Origin of the sequence: Microbacterium oleivorans, assembly GCF_001691565.1 — a bacterium.
Classification (GTDB): domain Bacteria; phylum Actinomycetota; class Actinomycetes; order Actinomycetales; family Microbacteriaceae; genus Microbacterium; species Microbacterium oleivorans_B.
In genome coordinates this window covers 1,973,111-1,992,107 of the sequence record NZ_MAYO01000003.1, presented here as the reverse complement: position 1 = coordinate 1,992,107, position 18,997 = coordinate 1,973,111, and the positions used below count along the sequence as shown (strand labels likewise).

Sequence of the window (18,997 nt, the reverse complement as noted above, 5' to 3'; positions counted from 1 at the left end):
GGTCAGTTCCCCTTCGCACCGGCGTCGGTCGTCCCGACGTCGGTGCGGTGGAAGTTCTGGAACGAGCGGGATGCCGTCGGCCCCCGCTGCCCCTGGTACCGGTTCTTGTACGAGCCGGTGCCGTACGGGTTCTCGGCCGGCGAGCTCAGGCGGAAGAAGCAGAACTGGCCGATCTTCATACCCGGCCACAGCTTGATGGGGAGCGTCGCGACGTTCGCGAGTTCGAGCGTCACGTGACCCGAGAAGCCGGGGTCGATGAACCCCGCAGTCGAGTGCGTGATGAGACCCAGGCGACCGAGCGAGCTCTTGCCCTCGAGGCGCGCGGCGACGTCGTCGGGCAGCGTGATCTGCTCGAACGTCGCACCCAGCGCGAACTCCCCCGGGTGCAGGATGAACGGCTCGTCGGGCGCGACCTCGATGAGGCGCGTCAGCTCGGGCTGGTCCTCGGACGGGTCGATGAACGGGTACTTGTGGTTGTCGAACAGCCGGAAGTACCGGTCGAGCCGCACGTCGACGCTCGATGGCTGGACCATCGCCGGGTCCCACGGGTCGAGGCCGATGCGGCCTCCGTCGATCTCGCCTCGGATGTCGCGGTCGCTGAGCAGCACGCGGCCAGCCTACTGGCCGCCCGGGCCTTCCCTCGCGCGACGGATGCACGATCGGCGGGGCTGCTGTTGCCTCCCCGCCTGCGCGAGTCGACACCAGCCCCACCGGTCGTGCGTTCGTCACCGCATCCGCACCCTCAGCGCGCGACGCGGACGACCACCGCACTCCGCGGCGGCACCGTGACGACGCCGGATGCCGCGGCTGCGCCGACGAGCACGTCGCCGGCCACCGGCGCCGCGACCTCGTCGTCGGTGCGGTTCGAGAGGAACACGTACCGAGCCTCGCCGTCGCCGCGCTCGATGACGTCGAGCCGTCCCTCCGCGGACCGCGGGTCGCCGGCCAGCGCATTCAGCTCGAGCCCCGTGAGCACCGCGCGGACGCCGTCGCGGCCGATGTCGGCCGACACGTACGTCGCGCTGCCGCCGCCCGCGAGGCGACGGCGGGTCACCGCCGGCGCACCGGCGAGGTCGCCGTCGGCGTAGGTGTCGAGTACCCCGACGTCGTCGCCGACGTGCACGATCCGCTCGGTCCAGCCGTGCGCGACGGCTCCCGAGTCGAGGGCGATGCGCTCGTCGGGCAGCAGCGGCACGAACTCCTCGACCGTGACGCCGAGCAGCTCGCGCAGCGCGCCGGGGTAGCCGCCGAGCCAGACGCGGTCGTTCTCGTCGACGATGCCCGAGAAGTAGGTCGTGACGAGGTGGCCACCGGCATCCGCGTACGCCTCGAGACGCGACCGCAGGGCGTCGGGCACGACGTGCAGCATCGGGGCGATGAGCACCTCGTAGCCGTCGAACGCCGCGCCGACCGGGATGACGTCGGCGCGGACGCCGAGGTCGAGGAGCGCCCGGTACCAGGCGAGGGTCTCGTCGTCGTAGGCGGGCGAGTCCGACGGGTGGGCATCGCGTCCGCTGACCCACCACGATTCGTAGTCGACCACGATCGCGACGCGCGCCTTCTCGCGGCGCGAGCCGGTGACGGCCGACAGGTCGCGGAGCGCTCCGCCGAGGGCGACGACGTCACGGAACACGCGGCTGTTCTCGCCCGCGTGCGGCACCATGCCGGAGTGGTACCGCTCGCCGCCGGCGCGCGACTGCCGCCACTGGAAGTAGCAGACCGCATCGGCTCCGTGACCGACGTGCGTGAGGGCGTCGCGCACGAGCTCGCCCGGCCGCTTGGGCGGGTTGACCTCGCGCCAGTTCACGGCGCTCGTCGCGTGCTCCATGAGGAACCACGGCAGCCCGCGGGCGATGTTGCCCGTCAGGTTCGCCCAGAACGAGAGGTCGTCGCGGCCGAACTCACCGGGTCGCAGGTAGTGGTCGTTCGAGACGAAGTCGACGTCGTCCACCCATGACGGGTAGTCGATGTCGCGGACGTTCTGCGCAACCATGAAATTCGTCGTCCGCGGGATGCCGGGGGTCACCTCGTCGAGCACCGCCGCCTCGGCGCGCAGGTGGTCGCGGACGGCATCGGACGAGAACCGCTCGAAGTCGAGCTGCTGTCCGGGGTTCCGGATCGTGGGCGCCGAGCGCGGCGGCAGGATCTCGTCCCACTCCTCGTAGTGCTGCGACCAGAACGCCGTGCCCCAGGCGTCGTTGAGCGCCTCGATGGTGCCGTAGCGCGCCTCGAGCCAGACGCGGAACGCGCGAGCGGCGTCGTCGGAGTAGTCGTAGAGGTTGTGGCATCCGAGCTCGTTGGAGATGTGCCACGCGACCAGGGCGGGGTGGCCGCCGTAGCGCTCGGCGAGCGCTCGGACCAGGCGCAGCGCGTACTCGCGGAACACGGGCGAGGTCGGTCGCCAGTGCTGGCGGGAGCCGGGCCAGAGGATCGTGCCGTCGACGGTCTGCGGCAGGATCTCGGGATGCCGGCGGGCCATCCACGAGGGCGGCGAGGCCGTCGCCGTCGCGAGGTCGACGTCGATGCCGTTGGCGTGCAGCAGCTCGATGATCTCGTCGAGCCACGTGAAGTCGTACTCGCCGGGGCGCGGTTCGAGCAGCCCCCACGAGAAGATGCCGAGCGAGACGATGTTCACGCCGGCCTCGCGCATGAGCCGGATGTCGTCATCCCACACCTCGCGCGGCCACTGCTCGGGGTTGTAGTCGGCGCCGTAGCGCATGGTCCCGGGCTCCTGCGAGCCGTCCTTCACCCAGCGATAGTTCTGCACGCGACCACGCTAGCCCAAATACGTGCACCTGCACGGTTTCGCGTGATCTACTGTTCGACTATGACCGATGCCCCGGCCCGCGGACCGTACGCGAAGTCCGCCGCGCGTCGCAGCGAGATCATCGCAACGGCGACGGCCGTCTTCGGCACGCACGGGTACCGAGGCGGGTCGCTGCGCCAGATCGCGAAGCAGCTCGACCTGAGCCTGACCACCGTCATGCACCACTTCCCCACGAAGGTGTCGCTGCTGGCTGCCGTGCTCGCGCAGGAGGATGCCGCTGACACGGACTTCCTCGAGCGTTCGGCACGCGACGGGTTCATCCCGACGGTGCTCGCGATCGTCGAGCGCAACATCGGGCGGCGCGAGCTCGTACGCATGTTCACGGTCGTGCAGGCCGAGGCGACGCACGCCGGCCACGAGGCGCACGAGTGGCTGCGACAGCGCTACGCGTCGGTCATCCCCGACTACCGCGACGCGATCGAGCACGACCGCGCCGCGGGCCGCCTCGCGACGACCGAGGATGCCACGATGCTCGCCGACCTCGTCATCGGGACGTGGGAGGGCATCCAGGTGCGCTGGCTCGCCGACGACACGGATCCCGTCGCCGCGATGCGCGTCGCGCTGGACGCTCTGCTCACACCCCGGGAGTGAGCCGCGGGTCGATCATCGTCATCCCCGCCGGCGAGGCCGAGTCCAGGACCGGCAGGAGCTCGGCGGCCTGCTCGAGCGATACCGTCCGCTCGATGAGGTCCTGTGGGCGGAGCGCGCCGTGGGCGATGAGCTCCAGCATCCCGGGGTAATCCTCGGCCGCCATGCCGTGACTGCCGAGGATGTCGAGTTCCCACGCGATGGCGCGCGCCAGCGGCGCAGGGGTGAGGCCGGATACCGAGGGCAGCAGCCCGATCTGCACGTGCCGCCCCCGGCGACGCAGGCTGTGGATGGCATCCGCGCAGGTCTGTTCACTGCCGACGGCGTCGATCGAGACGTGGGCACCGCCGCCCGTGACCGCGTGGGCGGCTTCGGGCACGTCGCGCCCGTCCGCGACGATGACCTCGTCCGCGCCGAGCGTGCGGGCGACGTCGAGTGCCGCGTCGGAACGATCGACGGCGACGACCTTCGCACCGAGCGCCTTCGCGATCATGACCGCGCTGAGACCGACCCCGCCGGCACCGACGATGACGACCCACTCCCCCGCGGTCAGGTGCGCGCGAGCGGTGAGTGCACGGTAGGCGGTGGCGAAGCGGCATCCGAGTGCGGCGGCAGCGGCGAAGGAGATCGACTCCGGCACGGCGACGAGGTTGCGGTCGGCGGCGTGGAGTGCGACCCGCTCGGCGAACGAGCCCCAATGGGTGAAGCCGGGCTGCTGCTGCTCGGGGCACACCTGAGCGTTGCCGCTGCGGCACCACTCGCACCGGCCGCATCCGCAGACGAACGGCGCCGTCACCCGATCGCCGACCGACCAGTTCTCGACGCCCGCGCCGACCTCGACGACGACACCGGCCAGTTCGTGTCCGGGAACGTGGGGCAGGGCGATGTCGTCGTGTCCGACCCAGGCATGCCAGTCGCTGCGGCAGAGACCGGTCGCGTGCACCTCGATGACGGCGCCGCCCGCAGGCGCTACCGGATCGGCGACCTCGGTGACGACCAGGGGTCCTGCGATCTGTTCCATCACCATCGCGCGCATCCTCCGATTCTGCCGCGCGAGGGCCGACCGTCAGGACTGAGTGAGCTCCCGGAGCACGGCGATGACGTCGTCCACTGCGGTCGGGCGCGGTCCGGCCCGGAAAACCACGCCCATGTCGCGCGCCGCGCGCGGATCGTCGATGGGCCGCTGCACGCACCCGTCGAGGGGATGCGGCACCTCCGGGCCGATCGCGACGCCGAGACCTGCCGCGACGAGGCCGTGGAGCGTCCGCAGATCGTCGCCCTCGAAGGCGATGTCGAGCGGCACGCCCTCGGCGGCGAAGATCTGCTCGAGCGTGCGGCGCAGCCCGTACCCCGGCTTGAGCGTGACGTGCGTCTCACCGGCGACGTCCCCGAGCGAGACCCGCGCGGCCGTCGCGAGCCGGTGCCCCTCGGGGACCACGACGACGAGCGGCTCATCGTAGAGGTGGAGCGTTTCTCCGGAGGGATGCGTCGCGGCGGCCCCCGAGACGATCGCGAGGTCGGTTCGTCCGGAGTCGAGTTCGGCGAGGCAGGCATCGCGCGCGCCCTGCCAGAGCTGCACCCGGATGTCGGGGCGCTCCTCGCGCAGTCGACGGACGAGCCGAGGGACGAGGTTCTCACCGAGCGAGTTCTGGAACGCGAGCCCGACGGTCGAGCGCGCGTCGTCGAGGGAATCGAGCGCGTCCTGCGCGGCGCGGAGGGCGACGCGGACGCCCGGCAGCATCCGACGCGCGGCGTCCGTGAGCCGGATGCCGCGGCCGTCCCGCGCGACCAGTGCGACACCGAGCCGCGACTCGAGCTGGCGGAGCGCGCGGCTCACGGTCGGTTGCGGAACGCCGAGGGCCTCGGCCGCGCGGGTGACGTGCTCGTCGTCTCCCAGCGCGTCGAGCAGCGGAAGATGCGGCAGCAGCTCGGCCAGGCGATCACGACTCATGCAAGAACGCTATCGCTCCACGCGTATGGGTATTGGATCTGTATGCGACAGATGCCTACCGTGGAGCGGGTGACGACCGTCGGCATCCCCCCACTCACCGCGTCGCCGCGCCGCCTCGGAGCGGCGATGTGGACGACCGGGATCGCCACGTTCGGGGTGCTCTACGCGCCGCAGGGCCTGCTCACGGGGATCGCCGAAACGTACCGGCTCACCGCGGCCGACGCGTCGTGGGTCGTGTCGGCTGCGACGCTCGGACTCGCACTCGCGATCCTGCCGTGGGCGCTGGCGGCCGACCGCTTCGGGCGCAGGCGGATGCTGCGCGTCGCCGCCGTGGCCGCGGCGGTCATCGCCGTCGCATCGCCGCTGCTGCCCGGGTTCGCCGGGCTGCTCGTCGGCCGATTCCTGCTCGGCTCGCGCTCGGCGGCATCCCGGCTCTTGCAGTCGCCTACCTGCACGAGGCCGCCGGCCCGCAGCGCGCCGGGATCGCGGCGGGCGCGTACGTCGCGGCGACGAGCGTCGGCGGGCTCGCGGGGCGGATCGTCGCGGCGCCGGTGGGCGAGCTCGTCGGGTGGCGGCTGTCGCTCGAGGTGCTGGGGATCCTCGCGGCGGCGTTGACGGCGCTGTTCGCGGTGCTGCTGCCGCCGACCGACGAGCATCGTCCGGTGCCGTTGGATATCAGCCTGCGGACCCTCGGGCGGCAGGCCGTGAACCGGCGAGCGCTGCCGTTGTACGCGATCGGGGCGATGGTGGTCGGGGCGATGGTGGCGGTCTTCAACGCCCTCGGCTTCCGTCTCGAGGCGGCGCCGTACTTCCTATCGGCGACCGCCGTCTCGCTCGTGTTCCTGACGTACCTGTCGGGCACGGTGACCTCGCGGCTGTCGGGGGCCCTGGTGCGACGCTTCGGAACACGGATGCCGCTGGTCGCCGGCGGTGTCGCGATGTCGGTCGGCGCCCTCATCACCCTCGCATCGCCCGTGGCCCTCATCGTGTTCGGCATCGTTCTCATCACGGCGGGGATGTTCCTCGCCCATGCGACGGCGAACGCCGCGACCGCGCGGGCGGGTGGCTCCGGTCGGCAGCACGCCGTCGCGCTGTACAGCGTCGCGTACTACGTCGGCTCGAGCGCGATCGGGACGATCGGCGCGGCGGCATGGACGGCGGGCGGGTGGATGGCGCTCGCCGGGCTCGTCGCTGCGCTCGGCTTGCTGGTCGTGGGCGCTTCCGTCAAGGTGCGGGACTAACATCTCCGCGCTCGATACAGTGCGATGCATGGACAACTACGGGGGTTACGCCGGGCTTGGCGCCGGGGTCATCATTTTCGGGATCATCCTCTACATCGGCTTCTTCGCTCTGGCGATCTGGATCGGGTACCTCATCCAGCGCACCGCGGTGAAGAACGGCATGCTCCGCGCGATGCAGGAGAGCGGCATGATCTTCGCTCCGCGGCCGGGCGCCCCGTACCCCGGAGGCGGACAGCCCGGCGCTCAGCCGCCGTACCCCGGGAACGCGCAGCCCGGCGCCCAGCCGCCGTACCCCGGCCAGGCGCCGCAGGGAGGACAGCCGCCGCGTCCCGGTCAGCCGCCGCTGGGCGGTCCGCCTCAGACTCCTCCGACGAACGACTGAGGGCCGCAACGGACGAACGCCTCTGAGCCTTGCTAGGCTTACGAGGCGCCTCCGGGCGCACTGGGGCTGTAGTTCAATGGCAGAACATCTGCTTCCCAAGCAGATAGCGCGGGTTCGATTCCCGTCAGCCCCTCCACTATCACTTCTCAAGCTGGTTCCGACACTCTCGGTCAACAGCTGAACCGACCCGAAGGCGATCTCACGGCCCGGTCGTATTCATCGCGGCTGGTCACGCCGTCATACCAGAGCAGGTCGCCCTCGCCCATGTCGGCAAGGGTGCCGGCGAGCGAGTTGCTGGATACATCGCCGTCGGAGTGCACTTCCGCCCACCCGATGACCACGCGAGCGTCGGCAGCGACCCCACGAGCCGACCACTCGCTCGTGTACCCGTCGTTCTCGTCGAGCAGAGTGACCGCTTCGCGTCCCGCTCCGTCCGCCCTGGCCGCCCAGATCGTCTCGAGATCATCGAACCCGACGTCATCGTCCGGGTCGCCGGAGTGCTTCACGACGACCGACACGATCGTGAGGGAGCATTGCGGCGGCACGACCAGCTGATATCCACCCGATGGAGTGCGCACCACGTAGGCAGACGTCACGAGACTGCAGCTCGAGAGCACGAGCATCAGAGCGACGAGAACCACCGCCGCTACACCTCTTCTCGGCATCCGTCCCCCTTCAGGTCGTGGTGCGGTAGACGAACTCTCGCAGGCGGGGGTGCGCCGGATCGCCGTCGTGAAGCCCCTTCGCAACCGGCAGCCAGCCGAACGGCGCCCGACTCTCGAGCAGCCGCGGCACTCCTCTCATGGGGAGGTTCTCCGCGATCCCCAGGCTATCCAGATCCGGCAGGCCGGCCAGCGGAGAGACGTCGAGGACCTCCCCTCCGGTGAGGACAGCCGAGTTGTCGATGTGGAGGCTCCGCAGCGCTCGGCATGCGGACACCGCGGTCACCTCCCGACACCGCAACCGGATTAGGTGCATCCGTTCCAGCTTCGCCGGCGGGCTCTCCCACTCGAAAAGGAAGGTCTGCCCCTTGCCCTGCAGCGTGAGCGACGTGAGCGCTGCGCATCCGTCCCCCGCGGTGACGGTTTCGCCGGCGACCCGACCCAGGACGAGATTCCCCAGCCGGGGGAGCCCGACCCACCCGCCCGCCGCGAAGCCGAACGACTCCGAGTGGATGTGCTCCGCCCAGTGCAGGTCTCCGGTCGGAACCGGGCGCGCCTGATTCGTGCTGACGATCAGCGACCGAACGCTCGTCCCCTCCAGTACCGCGAGCGACGGCGTGGCGATCTTGCCGGTCACCTCGACGAATCGTAACGACGGTACGTCGGCGATCCAGCGGAGATCGGATGCCGCGTCCCCCGCGCCGTGATCGAGCAGAACGCCCTCGTATCCGGCGCCGGCCAATCGCCGGGTGTCGTCGGGCGTCATCGGCCCGGCGATCCTCGCGGTCCGCGAGAACATCGCGCTGTCGTCGACGAAGCTCATGCGTCGATCACGGCAGAGCCGGAGTCCACGTCGGCTCTGCGCTCGATGCCGCGTCCACCGTTCCGGCCGCCGTGTACGTGGTTCCGTCGAGGAAGAGCTCGACGTCGTAGTCGACCGCATCGTCCGTGCCCAGAGTCGCCATCTGCTCCGGGGAGAGACGGGAGAAGAGGGTGAGGTCACCGGGCTGGTCGCACGCCCAGTCCGGGATGGACAGCGGGAGATCGACGCTCTCTTCGCCACCTCCGAGGGCCACGGTCGCCTTCACGGCGTTCAACGGAGTGGTCAGATCACGGAGGTGGAGCTCGACGGAACCACCGTCGCCGTCGGAGTTCCGCGTCAGGTCGAGCGAGCTGGTCGCCGGCACGCCGAAGGTGGTCTCCGTGGTCCACTTCACGTACGCCTGAGACGACCCGACGGTGCCCCCGATGGGGAGACCGGGACCACTCGCAGCCTGGAGCCACAGCGCGTACGTGTCGGCCTCCGACCGGTTCGCGACCTTCCACCACCCCTTCCCGAGGTCGGTGATCTCGGGTTCGGACACATCCATGCCGCAACCGACGACGTCGCCGCCCCGCTGCTCGGCGAACAGCATCCACCCGTCCTGTCGAACGAACACGTAAAGGTCATCGCCCGTGATGGCGGGCACGTCGTCGGGCATGCCCTCGTATCCGGCCTCCGCGGGGAGGGAATCGAGTCGCAGCTCGGTGTCGGCCGTCCGGACGATCAGATCGTCGGGGGCGGGAGACCCGGCGGTCTCCGTCGACGCCGGCGACGGCACTCCATCGGGTGTGTCGTCCACCGTCTTCGGCCCCAGCGAGATGCAGCCCGAGAGCGCGATCGTCCCGATGGCGACCGCCAGGATCGCGGCGGCCCTCCCCGCAGCTTGATTCGACATCGTCGCCCCCCGGCTCCTCGCTCACCCTGCGCGGTCGCACACCGCCGCACATCCCTGATGTCATGGAAGCATGGCATCGCGCGACGCATCCGACGACCGGACCATCCGATTCTCCATCGGACGGGATGAGATCGTCATCCGCCGGAAGTACGAGGTGGCCAGCATCCTCAACGACGTCATGGTCGCGGGCTGGTTCATCGTCGGCAGCATCCTGTTCTTCTCGGAATCGACGACGACGATCGGCACCTGGCTGTTCTTGCTCGGCAGCATCCAACTGCTCATCCGCCCTCTAATCCGACTCGCTCGGCACGTGCACCTGCGTCGACTCGGCGGCGGTGCGCCGGGAGATTCGGCCCGCGATTTCTGACCGCCCCGAATCAATCCCTCGTCGCCGGCCAGGCTGCCTCGGCGATCGGGTCGACCGGTTCCGCGGGATCCGGTTCCGGCACGATGTACAGGCCGGGTGGCGAGTTGGCCGTCGCCATCAGCACCTCGACCCACGCCGGGTTGATCCTTCCCGGTGTGCGCGACATCCTTCGCAGGCCTCGCCTGCGGCGCGACCGCATGACCTCGGGGCACGAGTCCGCGCACCCTCAGGAGGATGGACGGCGCATCGAGTGGCCGGAGGACCGTCAGGCCGTGGGCGCTGCTTCGATGTGGGCGACCGATCGGACCTCGAGGTACCCGCACAGCTCGGCGGCGGTTCCGAGCTCGGCAACGAGCGCGGCCGTGTCTTCGGCCGTCAACGCGACCTCGTGGAGCTGCGGCTCGAAGACCACGCGCCACCGGGAGTCGCCGCCCATCGGCGGCCGCACGTAGACGGTGGTCGAGGCGTTCCGCAGCGGAACGACGACGAGCCCGCCGTCGTCACCCCAGGAATCGTCCTGGATGACGACCTTGATCAGGTCTCCGCCCCCGTGCGCGGCGATGAACTCGTCCAGCCACTGCTGGAGGGTGGCGCGGCTGCGGTACGGCATGGTCGTCTCTCTCGCGCGACAGGCGCACCGGACGTTTCCGGCGGGACGATATCGAGCTCTGCCGCGAGGGTAACACCCCCAGGTGACACGACCTATCGGGACGTCAGTTACGGCCGAAACCGTCGAGGTCCGGGTCCCAGTACGCTTCCGGCCCATCGTCGTACACGACCTCCGCCGATCCGCTGTCGTCGCGCGGGAAGTGCGGGTGCCTCCGCAACTGCGCCGCGGCGAAGGAGAAGTCCGGCTCGGGTCGATCCCAGTCGGTCGCGACGGAGAGGACGTCGTTGCCGACGCCGATGACGAGGGATGCCTCGCCGATCTCGCCGTTCTTCTCGAAGACGATGGGGATCGTGACCGCGTCGGCGCGTCCCACCTCGGCGACGGCGGCGGTCAGGGTGACGAGAGCCTCCGCCACGTCATCGGTCGTGACCACGGTCTCGCCGGCGTAGGTGATGCATCTCATGTGACCACTATGGGTGGCGAGCCCGGTTTCGACCGACCAGTTGCTTTCGGCGCCCGAGCCAGGTACGGCGAGTGCGTCAGGGCTCCTCGACGACGACGGGGTCGACACCGTCGACGGCATCCGACATCCGACGCAGGAAGTCGACGACGTGCTCCTGCGCCTCGGGACTCATCCCGACAGCGACGTCGTACATGAGCCCGTGCATGCGGCCGAGGGTCTCGCGCACTTCCTCGTTCGCGTGCGTCGTCGCCTTCACGAAGATGCTTCGCCGATCCGCCGGATTCGCCAGCCGTTCGATACGGCCGGTCTTCTCGAGCCGGTCGAGCATCGTCGTGATCGAGGCCGACGTCACCCCGAGGTACTTCACGAGCTCGGCGGGACGAGCGGAGTGGCCGGGCTGGCGGAGCAGGTAGCGCAGGGCGAGCAGCTCGTTCTCACCCATGGACATCGAGTCCCGCGTACGCCGACGCATCGCGGACTCGGCAGCACGGTACGTGCGGAGGGCCTCGAGGACGCGGCGGGCACGTTCGCGCTGGCCGGGCGACTCGTCGTACCAGTACCCGGCCGTCGCTGGCGGCTCCTCGCTGGTCTGCGCGTCGACGTCCGCCACATTCACTCCCCGGTAATGACGCCGTTCACGGCGATCTCGTCGAGAATAGGTGATGAGAGAGGGTGCAGGGATGCCTGTGGCCACGTGTCCGCCGATCCGCTACCCTCCTCGCGACCCGGGGGAGGAGTCCCGATGCCGTTCCGCAGTAAAGAAACCCTCGAGACGTGGGTGTCCGAGTTCCACGACGCCCGGGGCGCGGGCGACCGCATCAAGGTGATCGTCCAGGACGGGTCCGACGGATCCGACACGGGGCTCGTCATCGTCCCCCTCGAGAATGCGACCGTTGCGATCTCCATGGAGCCCGTGCAGATCGGCGAGACCTCGTGGCGCGTGATGTTCGAACCGCAGCCCGACACGACGATCCTCAACAGCCACCAGCTCCACGGCATGGCCGCCGAACTCGCCGTCGCGGCAGAACTCTGCGCGTACCTCGAAGCCCGCTCCGTCGGCCACGAGGAGTGACCCCGGGCATCCGTTCTCACATCGCGCCTTCTTCGGTTGAGAGGAAGAGGTAACCAAAGCGGTCGATCCCCGTGCGGTCGGGGGAAACACCCGCCCTTTAGCGTCGAGCCTCACACCCGGCTCCACGACTGAAAGGCACTGCGATGACGTACGTCAAGCCCACCGAACTCGTCCAGACCGTGATCGACGCCGGCGCGTCGAAGGTCATGCTCTCGACCCGCGACACCCTGATCCGCTCGATCATGGGCGGCGCGATCCTCACCCTCGCCGCCGCCTTCGCTGTGACCATCAGCGTCACCACCGGCAGCCCGATCCTCGGCGCCGTGCTGTTCCCCATCGGCTTCGTCATGCTCTACCTGCTCGGCTACGACCTGCTGACCGGCGTGTTCGTCCTGGCACCGCTCGCCTGGCTCGACAAGCGCCCGGGCGTCACGCTCGGCGGCATCCTCCGCAACTGGGGACTCGTATTCCTCGGCAACTTCATCGGCGCGTTCGCGATCGCGGTGCTCATGGCGATCGTGTTCACCAACGGATTCTCGACCCCGCCGAACGAGGTCGGTCAGGCGATCGGCCACATCGGTGAGGGCCGCACCGTGGGTTACGCCGAGCACGGAGCGAACGGCATGCTGACCCTCTTCGTCCGCGCCGTCCTCTGCAACGCGATGGTCGCCACCGGGGTCGTCCTCGCGATGGTGTCGAAGGACGTCGTCGGCAAGATCGTCGCGATGTGGATGCCGATCATGCTCTTCTTCTTCATGGGCTTCGAGCACTCGATCGTGAACATGTTCCTGTTCCCCTCGGGCCTGCTGCTCGGCGGCGACTTCACGATCGGCGACTACCTGATCTGGAACGAGATCCCGACGGTGGTCGGCAACCTCGTCGGGGGACTGCTGTTCGTGGGGCTCCCGCTGTTCTTCACGTACGGACGCCCCGCGGCCCCCCGCCGCGTGCGCGCTTCGCGCCGTGAGGATGCCGCCCGCGCCGCCGCGGCGGACGCGCCCGTCGCCGTCCGGTGATCACCGTGCGCCCCGTAAAGAGCCCGCAACACGACGGGACCTCGGCTGCAACGTCGCCCGAATACGTTCACGACATGAGCTCCACCGGCCCCACCCCGCCCCACGTGGTCGTGGTGGGCGCCGGGATGGTCGCCCACCGGTTCGTCGAGAGCCTGCTCAGCCGCACCGACGACGCGTGGCGGGTCACCGTGATCGGCGAGGAGCCGCGGCATCCGTACGACCGCGTCGGCCTCACCTCGTTCTTCGCCGGCGCGTCCGCAGAAGACCTCGAACTCGACGCGTCGCCGCTGGCCGACGAGCGCGTGCGCTTCCAGCGCGGCACGACGGTCACGCGCATCGACCGCGACCGAGCCGAGGTCGTCACCGACCGCGGCGAGCGCATCGGATACGACCGGCTGGTCCTCGCGACCGGCTCGTATGCCGCCCGGCTCGCCGTGGACGGCTATGACCACGACGGATGCTTCGTCTACCGCACCCTCGACGACGTCGAGGCCCTGGAGCGCTTCGTCGAGCGACGCTCCGCCGAGCTCGGCCGCCGACTCACCGGAACCGTCATCGGCGGCGGGCTCCTCGGCCTGGAAGCGGCCGGCGCCCTGCAGGGCCTCGATGTCGACTGCACCGTCATCCAGTCCTCGGACCGCCTCATGTCCGCCCAGCTCGACCTGCCCGCCGGCGACGCCCTGCGGCGCCTCATCGAGCAGCGCGGCATCGGCGTGCGGACCTCGGCGTTGACGACGCGGCTCGACGCCGACCGCAGCGGTCGGGTGATCGGCCTCGAGTTCCGCGACGGCTCGTGGGAGCGCACCGACGTCGTCGTGTTCACCGTCGGCGTCCGTCCCCGAGACGAGCTCGCCCGCGCGGCCGGGCTCACGGTGGATGCGCGTGGCGGAGTCGCCATCGATGCCGGCTGCGACACGTCCGACCCGCGCATCCTCGCGATCGGAGAGGTGGCGAGCTTCGGCGGCCAGTGCGTCGGGCTCGTCGCTCCCGGCTACGCGATGGCCGAGGTTGCGGCGGCGCGGCTGCTCGGACTCGAGGCATCGTTCGGGGGCTTCGACGTCTCGACGAAGCTCAAGCTCTCGGGCGTCGACGTCGCGAGCTTCGGCGACGCCTTCGCCGAGACGCCCGGCGCGCTCGACGTGGTCTACGCCGACCCGGTGGCGGGTGTCTACAAGAAGCTGGTCCTGTCGGACGACGCGAAGACCCTGCTCGGCGGCATCCTCGTCGGCGATGCCTCGGCCTACGGGTCGCTCCGCCCCCTCGTCGGCGGCGCGCTCGGCGGCGATCCGGTCGCCTATCTCATGCCGCGAGAGGGCGTCGCCGCTCCGACGGGTGAACTGCCGGACGAGGCGCTGGTGTGCTCCTGCAACAGCGTCACGGCCGGCGGCATCCGCTCCGCCGTCCACGACGAGGGCTGCTCGGACGTGAAGGCGATCAAGGCCTGCACGAAGGCGGGAGCGGCGTGCGGATCGTGCGTCGGCATGATCACGAAGCTCCTCGGCAGCGAGCTCGCGAAGACCGGCGCCGCCCTCAGCAACTCCCTCTGCGAGCACTTCGCGATGTCGCGCCGCCAGCTCTTCGACGCCGTCCGCGTCTCGGGGCTGTCGACCTTCAGCGCAGTCATCGATCGCTTCGGCACCGGCCGCGGCTGCGACATCTGCAAGCCGGTGCTCGCCAGCATCCTGTCGACCCTCACCGGTCGCCACGTGCTCGACGGCGAGAACGCGACCCTGCAGGACACGAACGACCACGTCATGGCCAACATGCAGAAAGACGGCAGCTACTCGGTCGTCCCTCGCATCGCCGGCGGCGAGATCACCCCCGAGGGCCTGCTCGTCATCGGACAGGTCGCGCAGGACTTCGGCCTGTACACGAAGATCACCGGCGGACAGCGCATCGACATGTTCGGTGCGCGTCTCGAGCAGCTGCCGGACATCTGGAAGCGGCTCGTCGATGCGGGGTTCGAGTCTGGCCACGCCTACGGCAAGTCGCTGCGCACCGTGAAGTCGTGCGTCGGCTCGACGTGGTGCCGCTACGGCGTGCAGGACGCGGTCGGCATGGCGGTGCAGCTCGAGCTCCGCTACCGGGGGCTGCGATCGCCGCACAAGATCAAGCTCGGCGTCTCGGGCTGCGCGCGCGAGTGCGCCGAGGCCCGCGGCAAAGACGTCGGCGTCATCGCGACCGAGGCGGGCTGGAACATGTACGTCGGCGGCAACGGCGGCTTCACCCCGCGCCACGCGGTTCTCCTCGCCGAAGGTCTCGACGACGCTGGGCTGCTCCAGGCGATCGACCGCTTCCTGATGTACTACGTCTTCACCGCCGACCGGCTGCAGCGCACGGCCCCGTGGTTCGAAGATCTCGAGGGCGGTATCGACGAGTTGCGCCGCGTGATCCTCGACGACTCGCTCGGGATCTGCGCCGACCTGGATGCCGCGATGGCGCGCCACGTCGAGAATTACGAGGACGAGTGGAAGGCGACCCTCGACGACCCCGAGAAGCTCCGCCGGTTCGCCTCGTTCGTCAACGCCCCCACGACTCCCGACCCGTCGCTCGCGTACACCGCCGAGCGCGGCCAGGCGCGTCCGGCCACGGCCGAGGACCGCGACGCGGGAGTTCTCATCGCCGGCACGACTCTGGAGGTGCGGCGATGACGATCGTGACGCACGAGAGGGATGCCGCGGCTGCGCCCGCCGACTGGACGGCGGTGTGCGCGGTGACCGACCTCGAGACCGAACGCGGTCGCGCCGCCCTCCTCGGCGAGACGCAGGTCGCACTGTTCCTCACCCACGCCGGGCGCGTGCATGCGGTGCAGAACCTCGACCCGTACAGCGGAGCCCACGTCATCTCGCGCGGGATCGTCGGTACCCGCGGCGAGGTGCCCACCGTGGCCTCCCCGATGTACAAGCAGGTCTTCGACCTCCGCACCGGCGTCTGCCTCGAAACGAACGGCAAGGAGCCGCGGGCCCTGCGCGTCTGGCCTGCAGCCGTCGCCGACGGGATCGTCTACCTCCGGGAGGAGCAGCGATGACCACCATGATCGGGCTGTCCCTCACCGGGCGTCGCGTCGTCTTCGTCGGCGGCGGTAACGTCGCCGCCCGCCGAGTCGGCCGCTTCCTCGGCGAGGGCGCCCTCGTGACCGTCGTCGCCCCGGAGGTGGGCTCCGCGATGCGTGAGCTCGTCGACGCCGGTCGCGTCACGTGGATCGCCCGCGCGGCCCGCGAAGCCGATGTGGCGGATGCCTGGTTCGTGCACACGGCGACAGCCCGGACATCCGTCGACGCGACCGTCGCGGCGTGGTGCGAGGCGGCTCGCGTGCTCTGCGTGAACACCTCCGACGGCGCCCACGGGACGGCGAGGCTGACGGCCGAGACCCGCTCGGGCGATGTCATCGTGGGGGTGGCCTCCGACGCCGGAGTCGATCCGCGACGGTCCGCCCGGTTGCGCGATGCGATCGGGGCGGCGCTGCGCGACGGGATGCTGCCTCTCCGCCGCCGCCGAAGGAGCGCCGGGCGCGTGGACCTCGTCGGCGGGGGTCCCGGACCCGCCGACCTCATGACCGTCCGCGGCCGCCGACTGCTCGCCGAGGCCGACGTCGTCGTCGCCGATCGTCTCGGCCCGACCGACGTACTCAGCGAACTCGACCCCGACGTCGAGGTGATCGACGTCGGCAAGGCTCCCGGAAACCACCCCGTGCCGCAGGAGGAGATCAACGCCCTCCTCGTCGCCCACGCGAAAGCCGGGAAGCGCGTCGTGCGGCTGAAGGGCGGCGATCCGTTCGTCTTCGGACGCGGCGGCGAGGAGGTCACCGCGTGCCTCGCGGCGGGCGTCCCGGTCGAGGTCGTGCCCGGGCTGACGAGTGTCGTCTCGGTCCCCCAGGCCGCCGGCATCCCGGTCACCCACCGCGGCACGGCGGCCGGTCTCCACGTCGCGATCGGGCAGGGCCCGGTCACCGCAGCCACCCGCGCAGCCCTCGCGGACGACACGATCACGACCGTCATCCTCATGGGGGTGGCGGCGCTTCCCAAGCTCGTCGCCGCCGCGCTCGCGGCCGGCGCGCCCGCCCATCGTCCGGTGGCGATCGTCGAGCGCGGCCACACGCCGTCGCAGCGGACCACCCGCACGACCCTCGCCGACGCGGTGACGGATGCCGCGGCCGCGGGTGTCAGCAATCCCGCCGTCATCGTGGTGGGCGACGTCGCCGCCGCGGGTCTCCTGCTGCCGGAGCCCGTCGCCGCGGGAACGGGGGATCCGCCCCGGTGACCGCCGTCCGCCCCGCCCTCTCCGCCGCGCTCGGCGGCTGCACGATCGTCATCGCCGTCGATCGTCGCTCGTCCGAGCTCGCGTCGGCGTTGGAACGGCACGGGGCGACGGTGCGCCACGCACCGGCTCTCACGATCGAGTCGCACATCGACGACGACGCGCTCATCGGCGCGACCCGCGCACTGATCGCCGATCCGCCCGACGTCGTGGTCGCCACCACCGGAGTCGGATTCCGCGGCTGGATGGAAGCCGCCGACGAGGCGGGACTGCAGGGCGGGCTCCACGATGCGCTCGCGGGTGCGCAGATCGTCGCGCGCGGACCGAAGGCACGCGGAGCGATCCAGCAGGCCGGCCTGACCGCCGACTGGGTCGCCGAGTCCGAGACCTCCGAGGAGCTCGGCGCGTTCCTGCTGGCTGAGGGCGTGGCCGGTCGACGGGTCGCGGTTCAGCACCACGGGTCGGGCGCGGACGGGCTCGACGAGCTGTTCTCGGCCGCGGGCGCCGAGGTCGTCAGCCTGACCGTCTACCGCTGGGGACCTCCGCCGGATGCCGCCGCCGTCGCACGCTCGGTCGCCCAGACCGCGCAGGGCGAGGTCGACGCCGTGCTCTTCACCTCGGCGCCCGGTGCCGCCGAATGGCTCGCCACCGCCCGCCGGGAGCGGGCGCTCGAGGCGATCGTGCGGCGTTCCCTGGACGGCACCCTCCTTCTCGCCGCGGTCGGCCCGATCACGGCGGGCCCGCTCGTCGAGGTGGGAGCGGCGCCCCTGATCGCCGAGCGCGGACGTCTCGGCTCCCTCGTCCGCGCTGTCGTCACGCACTTCGGCGGCGGGGGCGCTCCCGCACTCGAGACCACGGCGGGCCGACTCGAACTCCGCAGCGGAGCCGCCGTCCTGAGCGGATCGCTCCTCCCCCTCTCCCCCACCTCCGCGGCCATCCTGTCGCTTCTGTTCGCTGCCCGCGGCGGGGTGGTCGGCCGCGCCGAGCTCGCCGAGGCCCTGCCCCGCTCGGGAGCCGGCGACAGCACCCACGCGGTCGACGTCGCGATCGCGCGCACGCGCGAGGCCGTCGGCATCCCGACCCTCATCCGCACCGTCGTCAAACGCGGCTACCGCCTCGACGTCCTCACCCCGGGAGAGACACCGTGACCCCCGTCCTCGTCGCCTGCTCGCACGGCACCAGCTCGCTCGAAGGCCGCGCCGCCATCTCGGCCGTCGTCGAGAAGGTGCGCCTGCTCCTGCCCCACGTCGCCGTCGAGGAGGCGTTCGTCGACGTGCAGCAGCCCGAGATCGACGATGTCGTACGGGCCACCGCACCCCGCCCGACCGTCGTCGTCCCGCTCCTGCTGTCGACCGGGTTCCACACGAAGGTCGACATCGCCCGCGCGGTGACGGATGCCGGGTCCCGTGCGGTCGCGACCGCCGCCCTCGGGCCGCACCCCCTCCTCGCCGACCTGCTTGCAGATCGACTGCGCGGAGTCGGCCTCGCGCCCGGCGATGCGGTGGTGCTCGCCGCGGCGGGATCGAGCGATCCGGCGGCATCCGTCGACGTCGCGGAGGTGGCGGACCTGTTGCGGGCGCGGATCGACGCTCCCCTCTCGGTCGGTTTCGCCGCGGGCGCCGGAACCCGGATCGCCGCCGCCGTCGCCGCCGCGCGCGACGCGGGGGCGACGCGGGTCGTCGCCGCCAGCTACGTCCTCGCGCCAGGATTCTTCGCGGACGTGATCGCCCGCGCCGGCGCCGACGTGGTCACCGCGCCGCTCGCGCCCGACGACGCCGTCGCGGCGGTGGTCGTCGAACGGTACCTCGCCGCCACCGCCCGCCTCGCGATCGCGGCCTGAGGG

At 70.9% G+C, this 18,997-nt stretch carries 23 protein-coding genes and 1 tRNA gene; 13 read left to right on the top strand and 11 right to left on the bottom strand.

Annotated features, from left to right (window positions below; all coding sequences use genetic code 11):
* Positions 1-2 precede the first annotated feature (2 nt).
* Together dcd and BBA86_RS12300 are read right to left on the bottom strand one after the other, a co-directional pair.
* Positions 3-608, bottom strand: coding sequence for a dCTP deaminase (gene dcd, locus BBA86_RS12305; RefSeq protein ID WP_018187610.1), 606 nt, complete (start codon positions 606-608; stop codon positions 3-5).
* A 134-nt stretch (positions 609-742) separates the two neighbouring features.
* Positions 743-2,767 carry a beta-galactosidase gene (locus BBA86_RS12300; RefSeq protein ID WP_065571821.1) on the bottom strand — a complete coding sequence of 675 codons (2,025 nt, stop codon included), beginning with the start codon at positions 2,765-2,767 and terminating at the stop codon, positions 743-745.
* Between the two features lie 60 nt (positions 2,768-2,827).
* Between BBA86_RS12300 and BBA86_RS12295 the strand changes: the two genes are divergently transcribed.
* Positions 2,828-3,418, top strand: a complete 591-nt coding sequence (locus BBA86_RS12295; protein WP_065571820.1) for a TetR/AcrR family transcriptional regulator — start codon at positions 2,828-2,830, stop codon at positions 3,416-3,418.
* On the opposite strand, the gene BBA86_RS12290 is transcribed toward BBA86_RS12295, so the two are convergent.
* Positions 3,402-4,451, bottom strand: a complete 1,050-nt coding sequence (locus BBA86_RS12290) for a zinc-binding dehydrogenase (RefSeq protein ID WP_065571819.1) — start codon at positions 4,449-4,451, stop codon at positions 3,402-3,404. The genes BBA86_RS12295 and BBA86_RS12290 overlap by 17 nt on opposite strands.
* Before the next feature lie 30 nt (positions 4,452-4,481).
* The gene (locus BBA86_RS12285) at positions 4,482-5,366 is read right to left on the bottom strand and encodes a LysR family transcriptional regulator (RefSeq protein ID WP_065571818.1); all 885 of its coding nucleotides are present in this window, start codon (positions 5,364-5,366) and stop codon (positions 4,482-4,484) included.
* Positions 5,367-5,408: 42 nt separating this feature from the next.
* Here BBA86_RS12285 and BBA86_RS14710 point away from each other — a divergent pair, with 42 nt between their 5' ends.
* From BBA86_RS14710 to BBA86_RS12270, 4 genes are all read left to right on the top strand, one after another.
* Positions 5,409-5,981 carry an MFS transporter gene (locus tag BBA86_RS14710; protein ID WP_223247091.1) on the top strand — a complete coding sequence of 191 codons (573 nt, stop codon included), beginning with the start codon at positions 5,409-5,411 and terminating at the stop codon, positions 5,979-5,981.
* The gene (locus BBA86_RS14705) at positions 5,918-6,607 is read left to right on the top strand and encodes a hypothetical protein (protein WP_223247090.1); all 690 of its coding nucleotides are present in this window, start codon (positions 5,918-5,920) and stop codon (positions 6,605-6,607) included. The genes BBA86_RS14710 and BBA86_RS14705 overlap by 64 nt, the downstream gene beginning before the upstream one ends.
* Before the next feature lie 28 nt (positions 6,608-6,635).
* Positions 6,636-6,989 (top strand): hypothetical protein, encoded by a 354-nt coding sequence (locus tag BBA86_RS12275; protein WP_065571817.1) that lies wholly within the window; start codon positions 6,636-6,638, stop codon positions 6,987-6,989.
* A gap of 62 nt (positions 6,990-7,051) precedes the next feature.
* Positions 7,052-7,125, top strand: a tRNA-Gly gene (locus BBA86_RS12270).
* A gap of 34 nt (positions 7,126-7,159) precedes the next feature.
* On the opposite strand, the gene BBA86_RS12265 is transcribed toward BBA86_RS12270, so the two are convergent.
* Genes BBA86_RS12265 through BBA86_RS12255 form a run of 3 tightly spaced genes read right to left on the bottom strand, consistent with a single transcriptional unit; the run spans position 7,160 to position 9,369 of the window.
* On the bottom strand, positions 7,160-7,630 hold the full coding sequence (locus BBA86_RS12265) for a hypothetical protein (protein ID WP_065571816.1): 471 nt from the start codon (positions 7,628-7,630) through the stop codon (positions 7,160-7,162).
* A 34-nt stretch (positions 7,631-7,664) separates the two neighbouring features.
* Complete coding sequence (locus BBA86_RS12260) at positions 7,665-8,474, bottom strand: hypothetical protein (RefSeq protein WP_065571815.1); 810 nt, start codon at positions 8,472-8,474, stop codon at positions 7,665-7,667.
* Positions 8,475-8,481: 7 nt separating this feature from the next.
* The gene (locus BBA86_RS12255; RefSeq protein WP_065571814.1) at positions 8,482-9,369 is read right to left on the bottom strand and encodes a hypothetical protein; all 888 of its coding nucleotides are present in this window, start codon (positions 9,367-9,369) and stop codon (positions 8,482-8,484) included.
* A gap of 70 nt (positions 9,370-9,439) precedes the next feature.
* On the opposite strand from BBA86_RS12255, the gene BBA86_RS12250 reads away from it, so the two are divergent.
* A complete protein-coding gene (locus tag BBA86_RS12250) occupies positions 9,440-9,736 on the top strand; it encodes a YrhK family protein (protein WP_065571813.1) in 297 nt (98 codons plus the stop codon).
* 10 nt (positions 9,737-9,746) lie between these two features.
* On the opposite strand, the gene BBA86_RS14615 is transcribed toward BBA86_RS12250, so the two are convergent.
* The 4 genes from BBA86_RS14615 to BBA86_RS12235 all read right to left on the bottom strand — a co-directional run bounded on the left by BBA86_RS14615 (position 9,747) and on the right by BBA86_RS12235 (position 11,419).
* On the bottom strand, positions 9,747-9,902 hold the full coding sequence (locus BBA86_RS14615) for a hypothetical protein (protein ID WP_189318465.1): 156 nt from the start codon (positions 9,900-9,902) through the stop codon (positions 9,747-9,749).
* A 99-nt stretch (positions 9,903-10,001) separates the two neighbouring features.
* Positions 10,002-10,346, bottom strand: coding sequence for a hypothetical protein (locus BBA86_RS12245; RefSeq protein WP_065571812.1), 345 nt, complete (start codon positions 10,344-10,346; stop codon positions 10,002-10,004).
* A 103-nt stretch (positions 10,347-10,449) separates the two neighbouring features.
* Positions 10,450-10,809: a hypothetical protein gene (locus BBA86_RS12240; RefSeq protein ID WP_065571811.1), complete on the bottom strand. Its 360-nt coding sequence runs from the start codon at positions 10,807-10,809 to the stop codon at positions 10,450-10,452.
* 76 nt (positions 10,810-10,885) lie between these two features.
* Positions 10,886-11,419 (bottom strand): MarR family winged helix-turn-helix transcriptional regulator, encoded by a 534-nt coding sequence (locus BBA86_RS12235; RefSeq protein ID WP_065572297.1) that lies wholly within the window; start codon positions 11,417-11,419, stop codon positions 10,886-10,888.
* A 132-nt stretch (positions 11,420-11,551) separates the two neighbouring features.
* Between BBA86_RS12235 and BBA86_RS12230 the strand changes: the two genes are divergently transcribed.
* The 7 genes from BBA86_RS12230 to BBA86_RS12200 all read left to right on the top strand — a co-directional run bounded on the left by BBA86_RS12230 (position 11,552) and on the right by BBA86_RS12200 (position 18,994).
* A complete protein-coding gene (locus BBA86_RS12230; RefSeq protein ID WP_065571810.1) occupies positions 11,552-11,881 on the top strand; it encodes a hypothetical protein in 330 nt (109 codons plus the stop codon).
* A 143-nt stretch (positions 11,882-12,024) separates the two neighbouring features.
* The gene (locus BBA86_RS12225) at positions 12,025-12,897 is read left to right on the top strand and encodes a formate/nitrite transporter family protein (protein WP_065571809.1); all 873 of its coding nucleotides are present in this window, start codon (positions 12,025-12,027) and stop codon (positions 12,895-12,897) included.
* Between the two features lie 74 nt (positions 12,898-12,971).
* Positions 12,972-15,548: a nitrite reductase large subunit NirB gene (nirB, locus tag BBA86_RS12220; protein ID WP_189318464.1), complete on the top strand. Its 2,577-nt coding sequence runs from the start codon at positions 12,972-12,974 to the stop codon at positions 15,546-15,548.
* Positions 15,545-15,925: a nitrite reductase small subunit NirD gene (nirD, locus tag BBA86_RS12215; RefSeq protein ID WP_065571807.1), complete on the top strand. Its 381-nt coding sequence runs from the start codon at positions 15,545-15,547 to the stop codon at positions 15,923-15,925. Before nirB ends, nirD begins: the two co-directional genes overlap by 4 nt.
* Positions 15,922-17,157, top strand: coding sequence for a uroporphyrinogen-III C-methyltransferase (cobA, locus tag BBA86_RS12210; protein WP_065571806.1), 1,236 nt, complete (start codon positions 15,922-15,924; stop codon positions 17,155-17,157). Before nirD ends, cobA begins: the two co-directional genes overlap by 4 nt.
* Positions 17,154-18,302 carry a uroporphyrinogen-III synthase gene (locus BBA86_RS12205; protein ID WP_065571805.1) on the top strand — a complete coding sequence of 383 codons (1,149 nt, stop codon included), beginning with the start codon at positions 17,154-17,156 and terminating at the stop codon, positions 18,300-18,302. Before cobA ends, BBA86_RS12205 begins: the two co-directional genes overlap by 4 nt.
* Complete coding sequence (locus BBA86_RS12200; protein ID WP_065571804.1) at positions 18,299-18,994, top strand: sirohydrochlorin chelatase; 696 nt, start codon at positions 18,299-18,301, stop codon at positions 18,992-18,994. Before BBA86_RS12205 ends, BBA86_RS12200 begins: the two co-directional genes overlap by 4 nt.
* Positions 18,995-18,997 lie beyond the last annotated feature (3 nt).